Raw genomic sequence first — 22,216 nt, 5'->3', positions numbered from 1 at the left:
GTGAGAACTCATTATGATAAATTGAGGTATACAAATCACCATAACAATATGTCCAAGGGAATTTGATAATACGTTAAAATTATTTAAAGACGAGGGGGATTATCATGGAGAAAAACTTTTGTTGGTTATTAGTATTATCTATTCTTCTGACTTTTGTTGCATGTTCATCAAAAACTTCAAGTCAAAAGTCGGAAGAAGAAATACGGGCAGAAGTTAAGGCCGAAATGGAAGCCGAAGCGAAATTGAAAGAAGAGCTGAAGGCACAGATGAAAGCTGAGATGGAGGCAGAGCAAAAGAAGCAAGAAGGAGAGAAAAGTGACCAAGAATCTAAGGAAGAAAAAGCCGTAGGTCCTGTAAATACGGCTATAAAGAATTATCATGGAGAAGGGATGGAAAGACTATCCAAAGTCACGGCAGAATACAAATACGATAACCCGAATAATAGAGAAGATGTACTTGAAACATTAGCAATATTTGGTGAAGTAACAAATGTTAGAATAGGGTATATCCGTTTGGGTACCGAAGGGAATTATACGTTATTGCAGGAATTTGATGCGCTAAAAGATACGGAGTTAACCATACCAAGAAGTAAAAGCAACGAGGACATGATTACTGTAGCTTTTTATGATAAAGGGCTTAAAGAACATATTTTTGCATTTACCGTTGAAAAAGACCATTACCTGTCTGATAAAACGCCGGACAAGCAGGAATTGGCGGCCAGCCTTGAGGAAAAGTATAAAGCAGCGACAGCATATCAAGACAAAAGTGATTTGGTTTTACAATTCATCGGATTGTCTGAAAAAGAATTTGAATCAAGCAGCATATTTAATAAATTTACAGAACAAATTGATGATTTTGATGACTCGAAATATTATCAAGTGGAAAACGAACCTTTAGGATATAGTTTTATTTTAACAAAGGGGTATGACAATCCCAATGATGTCAGCATTCATAAAATTCACATCACTCCAAATGAAGATTATTCAGCAATTAAAGAGGATGCAAAATGCAGCTTCTTTGGTGTGGATTTTGACATGGCTATCTATCAAGCACGGTATAATTTGAAAACGCCTAAAGATAATATTTTTATTGAATTGGTCGAGTCTTATGAAAGAGCCGGAGAACTGGGTGCAATCAATGTTTCGGTTGTACGGAAATAGTGTAAAAGTTATTAATGAATGCATGTTGATGAATCAGTAAGGAGATGGCAGTGAAGGAGATGAGTTTTTCAGTGAAGGCAGTTTCATCATTAAAGATGATAAGAAAAACCAGACTTACGATATTGCTTATAATATTGGAAATGAATTTATTCAGATGTCTACCAGGTATGCTATCTCAGACCGATGAAGTGAAACATAAAGACATTTGGAAAACCAATATCATCATTGTTTCTGAAAAGATTAACTATTATTAACAATATAAGATGTCTAAAGAAAACTCTTACTTTTTCGTAAGATTCCATGAGAATAGAAGAGTTTATGCTATAATTTTTTTATTAATTTAAGACCAGCTAATTGTTGTCAATAGGTTTTAAGAAATTTTCTTTAAAAATATTTTAAAGCAAGTGCCTTGAATATAGGCATGACAACAAAACCACCTACTTTTGGTAAACATAAAATAGCCGGTCTCTGGACATTGAAAACTAAACATTGAGCATGTATGTATTAAGCCGCTGAATTCTTTGCTATAAGCATTTTTGCATGTTCTTCAGGCATTCTTAAAACAAATGGTTTTCTATCTCTGAGAACAGCAAAGATGATTGAAACCAGCTTATGCATTACTGCACCTAGTGCTACTTTTTTAGGCTTACTTAGGCATTTTTTTCGGTAGTATTCATACAATACCGGATTGTGTTCCTGGCCATTACGTTTCTTACGTACATTAGCCAGAGCGGTCGTGAAAACTACTCGTCTAAGCAATCTAGGACCCCGTTTGGACATCTTGTTTTCAGTACCTTCAAATTGACCTGATTGAGTAACAGAGGGGTCTACACCGAAGTAAGCAACCAGCTTGTCCGGCTTGGAGAAAGCACTAAAATCTCCGATTTCAGCTATAATAGTAGCTGCAGTCAGTAGTCCGATACCGGGGATGGAGCACAGTAGTTCGATCGTCAAAGATAGAACCGGCATATCCTTTGAAGCATCCTTGTCCAAAAGCTCGTGGATAGCTTCAACGGCTGCATCCAGAGATTGCATCAAGGTTTTAATCATGACAATATTGGCTTTAAGCATTGCAGCATTGGCAATGGAATTAATGCTCAAAGGCTTGAAGTTGCTGGCCTTGGAACAAAGTGATTCGTATTTACCTGTAGCCCATTTAATGTTTTTCCTGGCGGTCTTTTGTATAAGAGAAATCAATTTCTGTCTATCGGCTTTGAGGATATCCTCAGGTGTAGGATATTTTTCAAGAATCGCTAGTGCAGTGCAGGAGGAAACATCCTTGAAGACTTCGGTAAAGCTTAAGAAAAGCTGGTCAACAATACCCAAGAGCCTGTTCTTATAGGCAGTAAGCTGGTCAGAAAGCTTGTAGTAGTGGCGGCAAAGGCTTCTTAGGCAATCTATGTCTTCGTGAGGAATATTGGTGGTTTTAAGCTGTCCGAAACGGTACAGTAAGGCAATCCTCTTAGCATCCACTTTATCATTTTTTACTTTCCTAACCCGAATATTTTTGATAGAATCAGATTGGATGGGGTTTATGACGCAAACCTCATATCCATTCTTCGTGAGGGTTTGGAAAAGGATTTTGTGGTAATGGCCGGTGGATTCCATGATGACGACAGGCTTTGCTTCAAACTCCTTTTCTGCTTTTCTAAGGAGCTCAAAGGCTCTGTCAAAGTTGGAATAGGCATCATGGTTAATCCGGATGCGGGCATACACCTGATTTGAAGGTGAGAGAATTGCCATCTCTGAGAACCGCTTACCCACATCGATCCCGGTAACAGGAACCTGGTTCATAAAAAAGCCTCCTTCATTTTTTTGTATTGTGGACAATGGAGCATCCATTCCTACTCCTGTAAGTATGCAACCTAGCATGTGACACGAGGAACCAGCTAAAAAGCCGGCCTCAACCAGCCAAATCATGTAAACTTACCGGAATGGATAGACAGTCTTAATTACGGGTAGTCGTCTCCATGAGGAGCCGTCCCAGGAGGAATTCCATCAACCCTCCGAGTCCGAAAAGCATTATACATGATTGTCAAGGTACAGGCCAGCCAAATACTGGCAGTAGGCTAAGGTGAGAAGCCTATTGATTTGCTTAAGGTTTAGATACGATATGTTCAAAGTTATGTTAAGTATTAAGATTTGGTAATTCCAGCAACTAAAGTGTTGCTGATTGATTACAACTATATTGTACTAGGAGGGTACATTATGAGAAAAATTTTAATCGTATTTCTAACAATGGTGTTTTTAACATCTACTGTTGTCCATGCAGGTGGATGGACATTTGCCAATTCCAGCGATTGGGCTGAGCAGGAGCTGGGATATGCGATGAGCAATGGAATCACAATGCAAGAATATGATGATTATCAACGGGATATTACGAGAGGTGAATTTGCAGAACTTGTAATGAATTTATATTATCAAACAAAAGGAACTTCTCCACAACCGGCAAGCGGTTCAACTTTTAAGGACACTAGTGATGATAATATACTAAGGGCCTATCGATTAGGCATTATTAATGGAAAAGGCAACGGAATCTTTGCACCGAATGCTGCGGTCACGAGACAAGAGATGGCGATTATGATCAAACGGGCGATTGATAGTATGAGTGTAGATTATATTGCGGCAGATGGCAAGCTTACCGTATCCGATAAGAACCAAGTGGCTTCATGGGCAGTAGACGGAGTTGATTTTGCATTTGAAAATGGTTTTATGAAAGGGGACGGGTTCCACTTTAATCCGCTTCAAACAACACCTGTAGAGCAGGCTGTAATCATTGTGAATAGGGTCTATGAAAAATACAAGAAGAACGTATCCAGTGAGCCTAATGATTACTCCAAAGGATATACAACTCAAATCACATCAGAAGGATTATTAGTTACATATAATAATAATGGACAAAGTGAAGTTGTCGTGAGTTTGACTGGAGCCAATCCTCAAAAAGGAGGGGGCTCCATGAACTTTGGTGGAATAAAGGATATTAAGACTATCAATAAGGATTTATCAAAAATTTATTTCCTTGACAGCATGAACCGGATGTGGTCTTATGATTTTAACGATGAAACTTGCTACCAATATAGAACTTCTCATGGCGGTGCATTGAATGTACAAGAATATGAAGTCGTTAGTTCCGGTCAGTATTATGGTTATGTAGCTGTTGAATCTTTAGGATATGTTTCGAAAGAAAGTAAACGATATGTCTATGATCGATATGGAACCTACCTAGGGGAACTGGAAATGATGACCGATCTAAACTATCAAATTTCTGAGATCTACAATCAAGAAGAAGAGGAAGCCGATAAATTTGCCATTCAAGTGAATAATGCTGTAAATTTCCCCGGTGATTTGGATATAGATGAAGATTTTATGTACTTTTTTAGTAATGCAAATCATCAATCCTTTGTAAAAGATGGCGTTGGGTATCTTAGAATGTATCCTTATTATTATGACGATGATGCTTACACGGGTCCTATGGGAAGAGCAGGATCAAAAGACGCACAAGTTGGATATAATGGCTATGGTGGGATCTATCAAGTGGATATGACATTTAATAATGAAATAGGTAATGCAGGAATTGTATTTAATTTAGTAAATGCTTCAGATGGTAATGATAATTATAGAGGTTATTATGTTGGAATATCACCTGAAGAAGATACTGTCACATTTGGTAAATCTGAGTGGAAGTGGACGAACCTGAAGGAAGTTCCATTAGGATTTGATGTTGAAAAAGGTGATACAGTTACATTGCAAGTTACCAAAAACGGTACGGATATCTGGGTTTCAGTGAATGGACATCAATATATCGATATGACAGATAAAACCTTTAGTAAAGATGGCGGATTTGGAATAAGAAGTTGGAAATGCGACGTGTCATACAGCAATTATACCATTAAACCGCTTCCGTATTAATTTGATATGGACTATATTTGCAAGATTGCAGATGGAAATAGTCCGTGTTGCAGAATGAGGCAGTACTGGCACTTTCAAAGAAAATATTGTATAATTTTAGAGGGCGGATGATCCGCCCTCTTATTGATAGAAAAACAATCAAGATGCTATAATAAGGATGGGGGAGCTATGAAAAAATACATCATCATATCAATTGCTTCTACAATGCTTATATCAGCGTGCGTTGCTCTGTTTTTTGCTGGAAAACCCCATAAACTTGAACTGAACCAAGAAGAAAAGAAATTTATTCAGAATAACAGAAAAAACTATTTTTTTATGGGATATTATGTTACGCCATCAGAAAAGCTGATGATTCATAAGCTTTGCGCCCAAATTTCTGATGATACAGGATTGAATATATCGCCTTTTGAAGGAAACTGGGATGATAATATCACATTGCTCCGGAGTGGGAAACTTTCCCTTTTGGCCAATATGAATATTACAGAGGACAGACTCAAGTATACGAATTTCACAAGTTCTTTTGAGGGGATGCCGATTGGTGTATATTCCCGTTATGATAATAAAATAGTGAGTTATGAAAGTCTAAAAGGCAAGATCATTGGCATTGAAAAAAATGTTTGCTTAATGGATGAATTCAAAATGAAGTATCCTGAAATCCGGTTTGGTGAAAAATATTATGATAATCTTGATGAACTAAAAAAAGCCTTATTCTATGGTGAAATAGATGGTTTTATATCATCGGATAGTTATAGTGAAGATTTACGGTTCTATTATTTTTTTAAAATCGACAGTCTTTCAAAGAATAATAATCATATAGGGGTCAGTAAAAATTACCCGGTCCTTTACAGCATCATGAAAAAAGAAGTGGATTATTTGATTCATACGGGTTGGGGCCAAGAGGTTAGGAGTTTGGTCAATCTTGACATTGAAACGAGACTTGTCAAGTTAACGGATGATGAAAAAAAGTATATAAAAGAAAAAGAAGTACTAACGATAGGGATACCGAAGGATTATAGTTACTATGCTTATGGAGAGCCCTATTACCCTCAAGGGATCATCCCTGCATTTTTCAGAAAAATAGAATTTCTTACAGATTTAGGTTTTATCTGTAGCTATGATAGTTATGAGAATCTTATAAAACGCGAAGATATAGATATTATTATCAGTCCTGAAAACTTACCTTTTGATTCTACTGCACCCATTTTTTTTAATGAATTGATCGCTGTATCCAATGGAAAATGGAATGTGATCAATGAGATTTATGAGTTGGAGCCCTATACAATAGGAATGGTAAATAATACGGTGCTTATCAATGATATGAAAAGAATGATGCCTTATTTAAGCATCAAGATCTATAAAACTTATGATGAATTATATAATAATTTAGTCAAAAAAAAGATAGATTACGCCATTTTACCAAAAAAGTTGTTTGAGAAAAAGAAAACCGGTTCTAATCTAGCGAATAATGGACCGGTTAAACGGAATTTTCATTATATATACAGCAAAAATAATGAAGTACCATTAATAGATATTATTAATAAATGCTTGCCGACCATCAATGTAGATATTCTTATGGATGAGGAATTGTCCAAATTGATCCAAGACGAGAAACCGTTTTACAGAATTCTTTCATTTCAGATAATTATGCTTGCAGTCATTGGAATCATGATTCGCGAGATTATTAAGAGAATAGAGATCAGGAACAAACAGCTTTATTTTGATGAAGAGACCATGCTGCATAACGAATGGTGGCTGAAAGACAAATTGAAATTAAATTATTCGGATTATGTATATTTCTTAGTTCAACCTAGAAATTTAAAGATGATATTAGAAAGATATGGAGGAAACGCTTATAAAAAAGCACTTAAAGTAATGATAACAACCTTAAATGACAATATAGGAAACCATGAATATGTTGTTAAACTGCGAAGCAATCAGTTCCTTATTATCAAGAAAAAAATGACAGATCAAGATGGAACAGCGTATATGCATAAATTAAAAGACCTTTTTAATAGGAGGTTTACAATTTTCGATATCAATTATAGTTATGAAATGGATGTTGTTGCGTTAAAGCCCGAAGATGAAGTCTATAGCTTGGGAAAATTATTAAAGGAATTAGATATAGGGTTGCGGTATGCCCGGTATGCTGGAGATGCGGTCGCTTATACATATGAGGTATATAGTAAATATCAGGATAAAATAGATTACGATACCCGGTTGTCATCAGCCATTATGAATGAAGAAGTTTCTCTCAAACTGCATAAAATAGTTGATCATAACGGGCAGCTGTATGGATACGATGTTTCTTACAGCTGTAAACTGGACGAATGGGAGGAGATAACCTTTGTCAATTTAAAAAGAAGTGTAAAAAAACTGGGGTTAGAAACCATTATCGATAAAATTATATTCAAAAAACTACTTGATATGATCCGTGATGTTTCCTATATCAATACCAAAATATTTATTGAAGTCAACAAAGAAACCATTCAAAGTAGTAATTTCTTTGAATGGTTAAAAGAAAAATCGGAATCATTAGAGAATATTCAATTGTTTATTAAAATAGACATCGACTCTTACGAAAAGATATTTGAAACAGTTGACCATATTAATAACAGTCAACTGGATTTTGTGCTCTCTAATTTTACTCAAAATCTTATGGATAACACAGTAATTAAAGATTACGAGATTCCACTTGTGGAAATAGATGCCGGATTATTTTCAGATTTAGAGCGAAATAAAGAAATCATTGATTTTATCGTCTCTTTCAGCAGGAAATACAACAAAAAAATTTTAGTATCAGAAATAAAAACAGTGAATCAGTACCACGCCATAAAAAATTATGATATAGACTATTACGTGGATATTTTGGGGGGGTGTGAAGATGAAAGTATTGATCGTAGAGGATGATAAAAATCTTAGTATAACAACAAAAGCCGCATTAGAAAAGGAGTTCGTAGTTTATACGGCTTTGGACGGAAAGAGTGCAAAGCGCTTGGTTTATGAACATAAACCCGAAGTTATTCTTCTTGATATTATGCTTCCGGATATTAGCGGCTATGATCTTATACCTTATTTTAAAAAAGACTATGAACCTATTGTGATTATAATTTCTGCTTTAGAGGAAGAAAAAACAAGATTGACAGCCTATAAAAAGGGTGCGGATGATTATATGATAAAGCCCATTACACTCTTTGAAATAAGATACAAATTAAAGGCATTAAAGAGTCGGTATATTAATAAAGACGATACCGTCATCCATATAGGCGATATTGTTTTTAATACGAAGAATAACGAGTTATCTTGCCAGCATAATCGTATTTTATGCACACCTGGCCAAGCCACTATATTTAAATTGCTTTATGAAAAATATAAAGACGGACAGGTATTATCTAAAACAGAAATACTTGAATATGAAGGTGCAAATAAGACCATGAGTGTTAGAGTGCATACCGCTATTTCCAGGATTCGAAAGAACTTGGAAAGTATCGGCTGTGAAAAAATATTTATAGAAAATATATATGGTGAGGGATATCAATTGGTGGTAATAAAATGAAAAAGAATATTATTTTTCTGATTGTGCTTGTTTTATTGCAGCTAGGAATTCATAAAACCTTAGATGATTTTAACTTTTATATAGTGGGGCATACAGATGTAGGGAGTTACCTGAATGGAGATGAGCTGGATGATGAGAGAGCAACGATGTTACACTTTTATTCGAGTAAAATTATTGTTCGTTCTGACCGTAACAAGCCAATTTCGTTTGTTAAGTTTGATTTAAAATCTCCATTTAATATGTACATTAATAAATATATTGTTGTCCAAAATCATATGAAAAACTACGATAAGTACATGAATGAAAATTATATAAAATATACCATAGGGTCTGGTGATTACATAAACGGTGAAGCAGTTACAGATATAGATATTGTACCAAGTACTAAAAATCATTATGCGACATTCTTTGCAGGTAATGATATTCAGATCAATCGCCTCATCATTTTTAAACATACGGTTTCATTTGCAATTATTTTATTGATATGTATTGCTGCGATCATAGGATTGGCTGTGAATTATCAAAATAAATGGTTTGTTGCTTTCTGCATATCATTTTTCATCATATTTGTAGATTTTGAAGCCGGTTTAATTATATTAAGTACACTCATGTATTTTGTAAGTGGAAGTATCTTGAGAAAAAAACACAACATAACTGCATTCATGGTTATGAGCTTTCTTGGTGTATTTATTATAGGCAGTACGGAGTATTTACTTCTACTATTATTGCTCCTATTCTATCGGTTATTTCATTCCTATAGCTATAAAACAGTTGCAACATTATTTTCTTTAGGGCTATTGTTTTCAGTTCACATATATGACTATGAATTTGATTTTTTTAGAATGTTCTACAAAGAAATTCACTTAATTCCTTTTATTGTGTTCATTGTATTGATGAGCTACAAAAGGTTTGTACAGAAAAATGAAAAGATCGGTGTTGAGTTGTTAAGAGGAATTAATCATGATTTTAAGATCCCACTGTCTGTGTTAAAGCTAAATAATGAGATGCTTCACAGTAACCGTTTTGAAACAGAAGCAAAAAGAAATGCTTTACTAAACTCTTCTTCCGATGCTATTAAGACTTTGGAAAATATGCTGAGTTCTATTAATGCATTTTTATCAAATACTAGTTATGTATCTAAAAAATATAACACAAGCATATTGGATTGTATCGAAAAAACACAAAATATATTTCGTAGGAAAGATAAAAAAGTCGAGCTTTTCGTGCATTGTGATACAAAGGATACCTTGCTGCCTATCGATTCGGTATGGTTGGAACGGCTTATTTTTAACCTTTTAGATAATGCTTATAAGTATACAGATGATTATGGAACCATTACACTAACCTATAAGAAAGAGAAACATTTTCTGTTGCTGAGTGTTGAAGATACGGGGATAGGTATGACAAAAGAGGAACTTCAAAAGATTACCATGCCTTTTTATAGGGCAGATAAATCCAGAAGTGTATCAGGCCTCGGCCTTGGACTTTCTATTGTTAAAAATATTATAGATCAGGTAAAAGGTGAATTGACGATTCATTCAACTCCCGGTGTGGGAACAACAGTTACTGTTAAAATATAAATGCTTTCTATTTTTCTCAAGGTTACCTAGTTCGAAGTTATTAATAAGATAAGATTGTAACTGTTCATCATTTCCGTATCCACAATGCTGTATCCTCGGTTTTCCTATATTTTGAACACAGAGGATTTAGTGCTATCTTGGCTATGCCGAAATCTTGAAAAGAATTTCAAGAATATAGATTGATGAAAGGATGAAAAGCTGCAGACTTATACTTATGATATAGGTCTATTGCTTTTTAGACGGAAGACTTGAACGTGTTAAGAGAGAGGTCTATATAAATGGATACATATCAGCCATCTCTAAATATCCACGGTCCCGTGCAACTTTTACTGCAAGGATTTTACTGCTTACTCCAAGCTTCTGATAGACATTTTTGAGATGTGTTTTTGCTGTTTCATCAGAAATGCACAATTGTGCCGCTATTTCCTTTCTGCTCAGTCCTTCGGCCGCTAGAGACAGAATGTTGATTTCACGCTGCGACAGGTGAACCGGCAGGGACGATAGTCCTTGGACCGTTTGTTCGTACTTTCGGCAGAGTGTTAAGATATGGTTTACATACTTGTTGTTGGTGTTACTTTGGACAATTGACTGCAGCATTACAATGATGTGTGGCGCACTTTCGACAAAAGGCATGATCAATCTGTCGGCCCAGGCTTCATTCAATGCAGCTTCTAAAACGGCAGTACCGGTGTCTATACCATATAAATTGCACTTGGCTACCGCTTCAAATATTTGATTGTGAATGAAGCCGAGCCGATTGTTGTATAGAGAAAAATACTTTTTAAACTGTCTAGTCAAAACCTCAAGTTTTGCGTATTTTTTTGATGCCATTACTGCTTTTCCATAGACAAGGTAACTGTAAGCGATTCCCTGATAATAGAAGTTGGCGACCGTCATATCGCCGATTTGCAGCCATGATGGAATTCGTTTAGGGTGGCAAATACTTGCGAAAATATAGCCTTTGCACAGGTCAACTGCTGTATTGTAGAGAGGTCTGTTAATTTTATCCATATCCAGTTGCAATTGGCTCAGCAATTCTATAGCTTCAGCAAGCCTGCCTTGTACGATGCGCAGTCGTATTAGGCAGAATTTGGCACAGACAATGATACTTATTTGTGACATAGTTTCCGCTTTTTGGATTGCCAAAAGGCTGTTTGTTTCCACAGTGTCAAAATCCCCTGTCTCAAGAGCATATTCGGCGAGAGATAGAGAATCGCAACCTGTTCCACATCCGTTTGAAAATTCGGTAAATCCGACATATTCAGCGAGCATATCCGACAGATCCTTAAAGCTGCCGGCGTTTCTGAAATAGATGTAGAGATATTGGGGTGAACCAAGGGTAAATACATACTTTCGAAGCGCTATATAAGAATTTTGTCCGTTCAGGAGCTTGATGATTTCTTTATCGGATGCAATCATTTTGGGTAGGTGATTAAAGTCGGTGAATTTGCGGACGATCAATATTTCACCCAGGATACGGTTCCGGTAGGGTTCATCGATGTCATCCTGCTTTTCGTAGTATTGCTGCAGCTCATCCAGCCGTTCCGTCCATCCCAAAATAGTGTTTTGCTTACCCTGTATAATGGAATGGAAAATATACAGTAGATAAGCCAAAGGATATTTGAATAGTATATCACGGGGTGTACTGTCAAACATTTCATCCGCACCTTCAAATTTGATCAATACATCTCGAATATTTTCCGGGATATTCAAGTGCGATAAAATGCGTTCGGTTTGGCCGGCCCGGTTCAAATACCCATAAGCTGTTTGAAATTCTTGCTTTTTAAGATACCAATCTCCAAGGCGGCCATACAGTTCGCAGGATTCTTCAATGGAAAAATTCTGTCTCAACCTTAGATAATCAAGCAGAACACTGTGAATTTTGTACGTGCTGCTTTTCTCATCAAAAAAAACAAATGCATTTTCTCTGTTTAGTTTTTTTAATATCAACTTTGCATTTTCATTTCTGGTTACAAATTCAGCCTGATTTGCCGTAAAGATCTCCATGATCGAGAGCTTTAAAAGAAAATCCTGTGTTTGTTTGTCATAAGAGGAAAACAGTGCCTTCTCAACCAATTCCTCCATGGTTATACTCATACCTACAGGGATACCGCTTTCAAGGCCCAGTAAAATAATATATATAAATGAAATCCATCCATCGGTATATTCACATATTCTTCTTAAGTCCGCATCGCTTATACCTTCATGCATCATCCGGCAGTAATCTTCAATTTCAAAATCGGTGAACTTCAAATGGTGCCTGGATATGATACAGCATAAACCTCTTGAAAGCAGCTCAACAAAATCAATATCAGTCGTGTCTCTCGTAATCAGTAGGATGTGCAGATGGTCGAGCTCTTCTTGTGCAAGTCGTAGAATTAGTTTGTTTAGTCGTATATCAGAGGAAAGATGATAATCGTCCAGCACCATGAGGAATTTTTCTCCGAATGATATATCAGCAAGTGTCAATAAAACCTTCTCCATCTGTGGAGCATCATCAGGAAGGCCAAGTGACTTTAAAGCAAGTCCTGCCTGTGCTTCGATTTTAATGATTTCATCGGTGAATTTATTCCAAAAGACTACCTCGGAATTTTTAAAGTCAGGGAATGTAAACCAAAACGGTTTTAAATTTTCTGATTCAATGAACTTTTTTACTGCGGTGGTTTTTCCGTACCCCATCGGAGCTTCCAGTATCGTAAGAGGATATTCGTATACAGCAGACAGAATGGTATTAATCCGGGCTCTGGCTAATAATTTCGTATTTTTCAAATGATTCCCTCCATTTATGGATAGTTAACTTTACAATTAACAATCTATTTAATTATATCAGAAGAATTCCAATACGCCAATTTTTTATGACGACTTTTTGGGAAACGGCTCAATTTTTGACGAAAAAAATCCCCCGTATGGGGGATACGCAAAACTCGTAAATTTCTTTAAAATAATTATGAATACAATAACAATTTATTTAGAAAGTTGGCGGAAGTATGAGTAAGATGGTAAGTGTCTATGCAAGTGATGATTATAAACTTCTGATAGATTTTGAGGATGGAAGCAATATCACCTTTAATATGCAGAAACTGGTTAGAACCATCCCCTATTTCAGATTGAAGGATCTGCCAAGCTTTCGGATGGTCAAATTTGACGAAAAGTCCGTTTATTGGGATGCTGTGGATGGAATCCCGGAGTATCTTCCGTTAAGACTCAGTATTGACACAATTTTATTCTCTCTGAGAGATTAAGGAACATTACAGATAAGTTTAAGTGGTTTGAAACTCAAATAGAAAGAAGGAGGGTCAAAATGAATAAAATCAGATTTATATCAATGCTTCTTGTGTTTTTAATGTTTTTTAGTTCAATGCCTATTCAAGTACTGGCAGAGGAGATTGGAGAAGAGCAGCAGAAGGAGCAGCTGCTTAAAGAGGAATTAAGAAACGGAGCTGACGAAACCAAGTATCCGAACGGTCTCTTTGAGTTCCTGGCAACGAGGATAAATACGTCGGAAGACATACCCTCGGTGGAGTTTGCAATTGTAAGGAAGGGAGGTACGGCGGGAAAAGCCAGTGTTACCTTCAAGACAATCGATGTTACGGCCAAATACGGACAGGATTATACTATCAGTGTTCCGAATGGACTCTTTACACGAACCTTATCTGAAAATGAAAGTGCAAAATCTTTGATAGAGAGCTTCGAAGGTGCTGAAAATTCAGTGAGCGGTGCGGTCTATTCCGGCACGACCGGTGCAGAGCAAAGTATTTCGGTGGCGGATGAAGTGTACTCTGAGAACGGCGCAGCTGAATTTACGGAGCTTCCGGCATTACAGGCGGCGGAAGAAGGCGGGCTCCGTGCGGCAAGAGATGTCTTTACGGGGACGACTTCTGAGCGCAGGACCTGGCGTGAAATGGAGCAGGCCTCAAAAGACAGTACCTCAGAGATGCAGAATAAGATGTACGAAGAGGTACCGGGTGTTACATATACATTTAACTTTGATGATGGCGAATATATGAAAACAATCAGGTTTAATGCCATAGATGACGCAGTTTCCGAAGATGAGGAGCAGGTTGTGTTTGCGCTCTTGAACTCAGAAGGAGGAGCACTTGGAGAAGCCGTCAACGGCTTTATCAATATCCAGGATGATGAGGAAAAAGAAAAAGTCGAATTTGAAATGGCGGAGGACCAGATATCGGTGAAGAGGAGTGCGGGCTATGCCGAAGTCACTGTAAGGCGCACGGCCGGCTTGTACAGGTATGGGATGATCCATGTGGGTACGGCTGCTCTTACGGCACAGCCGGACGAAGACTACAAGCCGGTTTCCACCCAGCTTCGATTTGTACCGGGACAGGAGTCTCAAAAGGTCAGGATTCCGCTTATGGAAGGTAAAAATAGGGATGAACTGCAGTTCTTGGTCAAGCTTGACCCTGAAAGTCCCAATCTTTCTTCCGGTGGAAGAGCCCAAACAGTTGTGACAGTAGAAGCAAGTCCGAGATACCTGATGCAGTCGGAGGATAAAAATGTGCAGATGCTGTCCGATACGCCGCAGCTTTTGAGCAGCACGGGAAGGACCACAGAGGAATATCAAGGCAAAACCTACCGTGTCAAAACGCTTACCGCAGATGATATAACAGAAGGCGACTATGATAACATAAACGGTTGGGCAAGGATAATTTCTGATGGTAAATCTGATAATGGGATATCTTTTACCGAAGATTTATCCCGGGTTGAATTTATTAGGTTCCAATGGAATGCCAATGTTAAGCATACTTATAAGTCAAAAATTCCGCCTTTCTCCGTTTCACGCATGTTTGTCGGGGATCGGGAATGGCTCTTCCTCACTAAGCGGTCTGAACAGACCCCTTTTGCTTCACGATGGGAACATGCTGAACTAACGGATATAGATAGAACGCAAAACAAAATACAATTCAAACTGGACTATTGGCTTGTCCCGTGGTTGGCTGAGCTTAATATCGGTGAAGTAAAGCTATATTACAAGTCACACACTTTTATAATAGATAACCTTCCAGAAGATTTAGATGCAAACATCACGCCCAAAGTATGGACGTCGGCAACAATGAGTAAAGATGCCGATACTGTGCACGTAGGCTCGCTTGCTTTTGAGGATGCCTTCGAGGCATCTGAAAATACATACGGCATAGATGAAACCATTTCACTAGTGCCCAAATTCACTAATGCCGGCTTGGATACATCAAAGGTCTACCTTTGGGGCTATAAAATCGAGCAAAAAGGCGGGCGGAGTTACAAGCCGTCCAACCCGTTCCATCCGGACGCTCCGGATAATATATCATATTATTATATCAAAGGAGACCGGTTAGATGTCGCTTCTTTACATAACGGAAAACTTGAGGACTACACCGGAAAATGCATTCCCCTGGATGAAGTTTTGATGGAGGGAAATAAAATCGCATTACTGCCTGTATTCAGACCGAGGAATGCATTTGTAGAAATAAACTTTGACCCCGGTAAGGGTGGCATGGCGGATAATGGTTTTTCCAACGGGCAGGTAATAAAAGTCGGGATGCTTGACACTGTGAAGTTCAATGCATATGCAAAGGCCACGAATGCAGTTACAGGGTATGCCAATGGGCACACAAACAACATTAGCTTTTTGGAGGTTATATATGTTCCTGGAATATTTAGTAAAAAAAAGTTCCAAAGGAGTGTTTATCAAAAAGATGCTATTCCTACATATAATATGGAACGCACACTTGAAAAAGAGAGCGGTGGACTTGAACACAAGGTTATAATGCAGAAAGAAAATCTATGGAAGTTTACTCCCATAGATGATATAAATATTAATCCGGCTTTGCCCGGCGAATTGGATTTCAAGCCGCAGAAAACTTATTCCAAGTTAACGGTGCAGTATGGTGACTCATCGTTAAAAGTAATGATGGATCCGCAGAGCGGAGAACGGGACAAGGGGAGTATCGCATATATCCCCGAAGAAGGGAAGGCGATGTCAGGGGATAGTGAGAACCCCATTATTGTTTCTCCTATAGAACGGAACAGGATATATACATTTAATGGTGCGCCTGCTGAAGGATATAGAATGACATGGAAGGATTTTTCGGGTGATTTGGACGAGAATGGGAAAATAAGTAGACAGGAGTCTAATAATTTAAATGAGTATGAATTTAATAGAGACGCTGTTGTCGGAGATTTTTACACCTATGTTGCTAACTATGACAGACCTCTTGTCTACTACAGCTTCGAACCAAAGCCGACCGGGGGGAAGGCTGCAACCATATCGGGCAAGGTTGCCTTAAAAGGCGGAACTGTTTTAGGCAAGAGCAGTGTAAAGGGTTCAACTACCGGTGGTAAAGTTCTTGCCGGCGTTGAGGTAAATGTAAATGGACACATTGTTGCTACCGATGAAAATGGTGAGTTTGAAATAACAGACAGTGATTTTGAAACCGGTAAAAAATATAGCCTGATTATCAACTATATGGGACTCAAATACACAGGGCAGGTAAATTCAAATGTTGACACCAATATTACAGTCGAGGAGTATGACACCTTTATTCCGTATAACTTCACTGTAAGTGACGCTAAGAATAAGGAGGTTGATCTTGAACTCATAGACAACAGAGATGCAAATTTCAAATTCAGCTTTGAAGTAAAATCAAACAAGCAGGGAATCGAGGCACAAAAGGCAATAATCCGCATCTATTCAAAGGAAGGAGTAGCAAGAGGAACCGGCATTGAGGTTATACCAAAGCAGGGGAGATATACATTTGATTTCAATCCGGCAGCTTTTGGCGTTGTGGCCGGAGACAGCATGACCCTGCAGATTGTTGATCAGAACGATATCCAATATTTAGAGCATGATGTCGGATTTTATTTTAAAAAGTATTTAGATACATTTTCACTTTTATCTTCCTTCAAGTCTCCGTTAAAGCCTGCCGTCGATATGGTGGGCAGAATTGATGCGGCGTTTGACTTGGGGCTTGCCGGAAAGGCAGATAATTACATAAAGAAGACTAAGACCGAATGGATTGTTGCCTTCGGATTTGAGGATAGCTGGGAAAAAAGCCTTTCCGACGGTAGTGATGTTGAAGAAGGTGAAGATGATTCCGGAAATTCTGCAGCTGAAAAACTCAAGGATGCCGCCAAGGAAGATGCCAGCGAAAGTGACATGGCAGGCACCAATGAAAAATCCATTAAAAAAGATGATAAGAAAAAGAAAAGTGCAAGTGTCACATCGGATATAAAGTTTGGGATTTCTACAGCCCTCTATCTTCGTATGATTGTGGATGAAGATCCGGACTCTGATGAGTTTGGGAATGCATACTTTGATGAAATGATTATGTCTGCAACCATTTCCGGAGGCTATCACAGAAGGGTCGAGAGGATGACACCCATAGGGGTTACGCTGGCTGTGGATATGACGCTGGATGGAACCATTACGGGGATTATCAATATCCAAAAATACAAAAAGAATTTCTATTTTGACGGAGAAGGTAAAATAGACTTTTCAAACGCCGGAACAGATAGTCTGGATCGTGATTTTACCACTTACGGAAAGCTTATTGTCAAACCGCACCTAGGGATATCCGCCTCGGCAAGTGTCGAAGGTGGTTCAGCAACGGTTGATGGTGATGCGTATTTTGACCTGGTATTTACTACCGGAGGATCAGGTAGGGGAGATGTTACAGTAACGTGCACAACCACACTTGAGATCATGTACTTTAGTTATGAGTGGCCTATTGTTGAAGAGAAATACAAGCTTTTCGGCGATGGCTTAACCAGCTTAAATACAGACAGCTTGCTTGGCGATATAAGCTACCTGTATGACAGTGCGGAGAAATACCAGGTCAGATCCAGGGAATATCTGGACAGCCGTGGAGGATGGCAGGGCAATAAAAAAGAAATGCTCATGAGTTCATCGGGCTATGGTCTGACGCCGTCCAATGAGCAAATACTCCAAAACGGTATTTATCCGTATCCCTATACTCTCCTTGCGACAATAGGAGAAAATCAGCAATTGCTGGTTTTCTTGGATGATGATGTAACTCATGACGACAGAAACAGTACCCATCTGTTTTATTCCATCTATAGTGGTTCTTCATGGAGTATGCCCCAAAGGGTTGATAACGATGACACACCGGATGGTCTTCCATGGATCAGTGATATGGGCGATAGGGTACTGGTAGCCTGGTCAAGTGCGGTTACGGCTATTGACGATGAGGACATGGTTATGGAGGTGCTGAACAACCGTAATATTAAAGCAAGGTTTTTTGATAAGGATGCTAAAGCCTTTGGTGAAGTACAGGAAGTAACCCATGAGACAGCACAGGACAGATACTCGGATTCCGAGCCTTGTATAGCATATCGAAAGGATGAAGCGGGTCAGGAAGACTTGATGATTGTATATAAGAAAACCGAGTACAGGGCAACAGGAAGTAACGACAACCAGGATGCAGTGGTCGGGGATGTTATAAATCCGTATTATTCCGCCTTTGCCTACCGCTTTTACGATTTTGACAGCAATACTTGGGATGAGAGCGGCGATACGGGGAACGGCTACTATGGACAGGGATTTCTTAGTGTTGCCGATTATGTGTATGCCGATGAAAGCGATATCCTTATAACGGGGGACGACCCCTGGGCAGGCTGCTGGTCAAGGACGCCATATGCGGATGAGGTAGGAATAGGGCAGTTGCCTGGCAATGATCCTCTTATTGTTGACAGCAAAGCAATCGGATATAAGGATTATGCAGTCCTTCCCTATATCCTGGACATGGATGAAAATCCCCAAACAACAGAGGACAGAGAGTTGTTTATTCACCTGTACAGCTTTAAGGATAAGGTTTTCTATCCTGCAATTCGCTGCACCGACGACGCTGCTGCACTGTATGATCTGGAGTTTGTAAAGGTGGGGGATGATGTCTTTTTATACTATATATCTAACGGCGATATTATATCCATGGATATTGGGATGCTTATACAGGAAGGCCTGCTGGAATATGAAATTGACGGCAAAAAGGTGTTTGTATTGAATAAGCTGGCAGGGGTGTACAGTGAGCCCGAAACGGTTGTCCATCACCGGTATGATTCCAGAACCGATGCACTCGGCAATGAAATAATAGAAAATGACATGCCCATTGACGAGTTTATGGTCAAGGCGGACGACCAGAATGTATATGTCATGTGGGGTGAAGGTGACGTGACTTATAGAGATGGGGTTGAACCAAATTCGGATGAAGCCGCCCACCCGGAAAATCGTTACAGGGAGCATCACATCTATGCAGCGCGTCAGACCATCGGTGAAGAGACAGCAACGCAGATTTACGAGGAAGACGGCGTTACGCCCATGACCTATCCTGCTGTGGATGAAGATGGGAATACAATTGATTATACACAAGTGAAGGATATGAACGGTGAATCCGGAAAGGTAAAAGCAGGTGACCCGATTATTATAAGGAAAAAGCCGGTTCAGTGGTCGGACCCAGTAAAGCTTACGGAGGGCAAGGGCGCCAACTATAATGACTTGGATTTTGAAATGCTGCCCGATGGAAACCTTAGAGCTGTTTTTGTAAAAGGATTCTCCGAGGTAGTGGATGTGGCAGGACAGTTGAAGGCGATGGAAAACGTCAACAAACGCAGCCTTATGACTGCTGATTTTGATGTGGATATAAAGAAAGCGGAGGTTGAAATGAAGCCTGTTCCGATGCCAAAGCCGTATGGAACCGTACCTGTTGAAATCAGTGTACGGAATCTGGGACTTAGCGCGTTGAAGGATGCTGTAGTTGAGGTTTGCCAGGTATCCGGCGGCGAGTCCATGAAGGTAATTGAAGAAGCGCTTCCCTTAAGAGGCGGTGAAGAAAGAGAGATATCACTGATTTGGCAGGCGCCGGACGACCCTTCCGACACCAGGCTTCAGGCAGTGGTGATGGACGGAGATGAAGAATTATGCAGAGCCGAGCAGGACATTACCGCAAAAAGCGCGGTAGATGTTCCGGAGGCATACGGGGAATTCATAGGCAGAAATAGGTTGAAAGTAACAGGGACTGCGGTAAATAACGGAAATATTGCCGCTGATGATGCGGAGATACTGGCAGAGGTATCGGGCAATGAGATCGGGTCCTTTGAGCTTGCAGGTTTGGACGTGGATGAAAAGAAGAATTTTGAGTTTTATGCCGACATAAGTTCCGACATGTTTGAGAAAATAGTGGGAGAAGACGGCTCCGCAGCCGAGATTCTGAAATTGACAGTACATTCGCCAAGCGGGACAGGTACGGTAATTGATTGCGGACGCTTTGCCGACAAGCAGGATATGGATGCCATAAACAATATCAGCAGCTTTGAGATCAGAAATGAAGGTGCAACCGTGTCGGACGGCGTATCCTTGAAAAGGGGGAGCAGTATGGAAATCGAGCCATACCTCACCTATGTGGATGAGAACCTGCAAAAGCCACGGATTGTCTACATTTCAAGCGATGAAGAGATTGCGAACGTCAGCGGCAGCCTGCTGACCGGCAGAAAGAAAGGTACGGCTACAATCACAGCTTATGCTCTTCCGCAGATCAGCGAGATCGTCTTATCACAAAACGGCATGAGGAATGTTGACAACCTGGAAACACTGCCTGAGGCGGCGATTAAGACCCGGAGTTTTGTAGTCAATGTAGTCCGGGAATCCAATAACGAAGGAAATTATGAAAACAGCGGAAACAACACTTCTTCCGCTGCTGAGCCGGCAGAAACGCCTGCGGCAGGCGAAGCCGTAACAATAGCAACAACGGCTGCAGCGGTAACGGATAGCTCAGGCAAAGCTGCAGCGGCAGTAACTGCCGCACAGATCAGCGAGGCTGTGGGCAAAGCGCTGAAGCAATCGGCAGAGCAAGGCCAAACCGGGAATGCAGGTATTGAAATAAAGGTAGAAGCACCTTCAGATGCCAAATCGGTTGAAATCGGCATCCCCGCCGCAGCACTAAAAGAAATATCGGAAAGCGGGATAAACGGTTTGAATATCTCGTCACCGGTTGCAAGTATTACCTTTGACCGCAAAGCACTCAGCGGGATAGCTGCGCAGGCTTCGCAGGATGTAAAGATAACGGCCTCAAAGGTGGATATGCCGGCTCTTACGGATGATGTAAAGCGGATTGTGGCCGGGCGTCCGGTGTTCGACTTCAGCGTGGCCATTGGAGGAAGAAAGATATCACAGTTTGACGGCAATGTGACAGTATCGGTACCATACACTCCAGGACAAAACGAGGATGTCAATGCCATTGTTATCTACTATATCAATGATAACGGAGAGCTGGAGATTGTCACCAACAGCACATATAATCCCCAAACAGGGATGGTTACCTTTAAGACAAACCATTTTTCGCAATATGCGGTAGGCTATAACAAAATAACCTTTCATGATGTGCCGGAATCGGCATGGTATGCGGAAGCGGTAAGCTTTATAGCTGCAAGGAGCATAACATCGGGTACGGAAAGCAGTAATTACAGTCCAGGGGATAAATTGACCCGCGGGCAGTTCTTAACCATGATGATGAGGGCTTACGGCATAGCTCCCGAGCGAAATCCTGCCGATAACTTCACCGATGCGGGCAATACCTACTATACCGGATACCTGGCAGCAGCCAAGCGTTTGGGAATATCCAACGGTACGGGAAACAACATGTTTGAACCGGAGAACGTAATCACCCGGCAGGAGATGTTTACCCTATTGTATAGTGCCCTAAAGACAATCGGTCAGCTTCCGGAAGGCAGCGGAGGGCAAACACTTAAAGATTTCGAAGATGCGGATCAAACAGCGTCATGGGCAAAGGATGCTGTAGCCTTGTTTGTCGAAGTCGGAATCATTAGAGGGAGCGACGGACGGCTTGACCCGGAGGTAGTTGTAGACAGGGCGCAGATGGCCCAGGTATTGTATAATCTGCTGACGGAGTAAAGCAAACATAGGGATGACACAGATTCTGTTTCATACAGAGAAATCCTTGGATTTTACCGTGTTCTGCCTGGAAAGCTATAAACAGGCACTTTGCAAA

10 protein-coding genes are annotated in these 22,216 nt (G+C 39.8%); 8 read left to right on the top strand and 2 right to left on the bottom strand.

Features of this window, described 5'->3' with window-relative positions; all coding sequences use genetic code 11:
• Positions 1-104: 104 nt before the first annotated feature.
• Together QKW49_RS09770 and QKW49_RS09765 are read left to right on the top strand one after the other, a co-directional pair.
• The gene (locus QKW49_RS09770) at positions 105-1,160 is read left to right on the top strand and encodes a cell envelope integrity protein TolA (protein WP_282867360.1); all 1,056 of its coding nucleotides are present in this window, start codon (positions 105-107) and stop codon (positions 1,158-1,160) included.
• Positions 1,161-1,210: 50 nt separating this feature from the next.
• A complete protein-coding gene (locus tag QKW49_RS09765; RefSeq protein WP_282867359.1) occupies positions 1,211-1,414 on the top strand; it encodes a hypothetical protein in 204 nt (67 codons plus the stop codon).
• A gap of 250 nt (positions 1,415-1,664) precedes the next feature.
• Here QKW49_RS09765 and QKW49_RS09760 read toward each other — a convergent pair whose 3' ends face one another.
• Positions 1,665-2,954 carry an IS110 family transposase gene (locus QKW49_RS09760; protein WP_282866218.1) on the bottom strand — a complete coding sequence of 430 codons (1,290 nt, stop codon included), beginning with the start codon at positions 2,952-2,954 and terminating at the stop codon, positions 1,665-1,667.
• A gap of 414 nt (positions 2,955-3,368) precedes the next feature.
• On the opposite strand from QKW49_RS09760, the gene QKW49_RS09755 reads away from it, so the two are divergent.
• From QKW49_RS09755 to QKW49_RS09740, 4 genes are all read left to right on the top strand, one after another.
• A complete protein-coding gene (locus QKW49_RS09755) occupies positions 3,369-5,069 on the top strand; it encodes an S-layer homology domain-containing protein (protein ID WP_282867358.1) in 1,701 nt (566 codons plus the stop codon).
• Positions 5,070-5,237: 168 nt separating this feature from the next.
• A complete protein-coding gene (locus QKW49_RS09750; RefSeq protein ID WP_282867357.1) occupies positions 5,238-7,976 on the top strand; it encodes a transporter substrate-binding domain-containing protein in 2,739 nt (912 codons plus the stop codon).
• The gene (locus QKW49_RS09745; protein WP_282867356.1) at positions 7,951-8,622 is read left to right on the top strand and encodes a response regulator transcription factor; all 672 of its coding nucleotides are present in this window, start codon (positions 7,951-7,953) and stop codon (positions 8,620-8,622) included. Before QKW49_RS09750 ends, QKW49_RS09745 begins: the two co-directional genes overlap by 26 nt.
• Positions 8,619-10,202, top strand: coding sequence for a HAMP domain-containing sensor histidine kinase (locus tag QKW49_RS09740; RefSeq protein ID WP_282867355.1), 1,584 nt, complete (start codon positions 8,619-8,621; stop codon positions 10,200-10,202). Before QKW49_RS09745 ends, QKW49_RS09740 begins: the two co-directional genes overlap by 4 nt.
• A 270-nt stretch (positions 10,203-10,472) precedes the next feature.
• On the opposite strand, the gene QKW49_RS09735 is transcribed toward QKW49_RS09740, so the two are convergent.
• The gene (locus QKW49_RS09735) at positions 10,473-12,971 is read right to left on the bottom strand and encodes a LuxR C-terminal-related transcriptional regulator (RefSeq protein ID WP_282867354.1); all 2,499 of its coding nucleotides are present in this window, start codon (positions 12,969-12,971) and stop codon (positions 10,473-10,475) included.
• A 218-nt stretch (positions 12,972-13,189) separates the two neighbouring features.
• Here QKW49_RS09735 and QKW49_RS09730 point away from each other — a divergent pair, with 218 nt between their 5' ends.
• Both QKW49_RS09730 and QKW49_RS09725 read left to right on the top strand, forming a co-directional pair.
• Positions 13,190-13,444 carry a DUF2442 domain-containing protein gene (locus tag QKW49_RS09730; RefSeq protein WP_282867353.1) on the top strand — a complete coding sequence of 85 codons (255 nt, stop codon included), beginning with the start codon at positions 13,190-13,192 and terminating at the stop codon, positions 13,442-13,444.
• A 59-nt stretch (positions 13,445-13,503) separates the two neighbouring features.
• On the top strand, positions 13,504-22,119 hold the full coding sequence (locus QKW49_RS09725) for an S-layer homology domain-containing protein (protein WP_282867352.1): 8,616 nt from the start codon (positions 13,504-13,506) through the stop codon (positions 22,117-22,119).
• Positions 22,120-22,216 lie beyond the last annotated feature (97 nt).

It is taken from the genome of Petroclostridium sp. X23, from assembly GCF_030013905.1.
GTDB lineage: Bacteria > Bacillota > Clostridia > SK-Y3 > SK-Y3 > X23.
The sequence above is the reverse complement of the archived record's forward strand: the minus strand, read 5'-3'. Positions and strand labels throughout refer to the sequence as shown.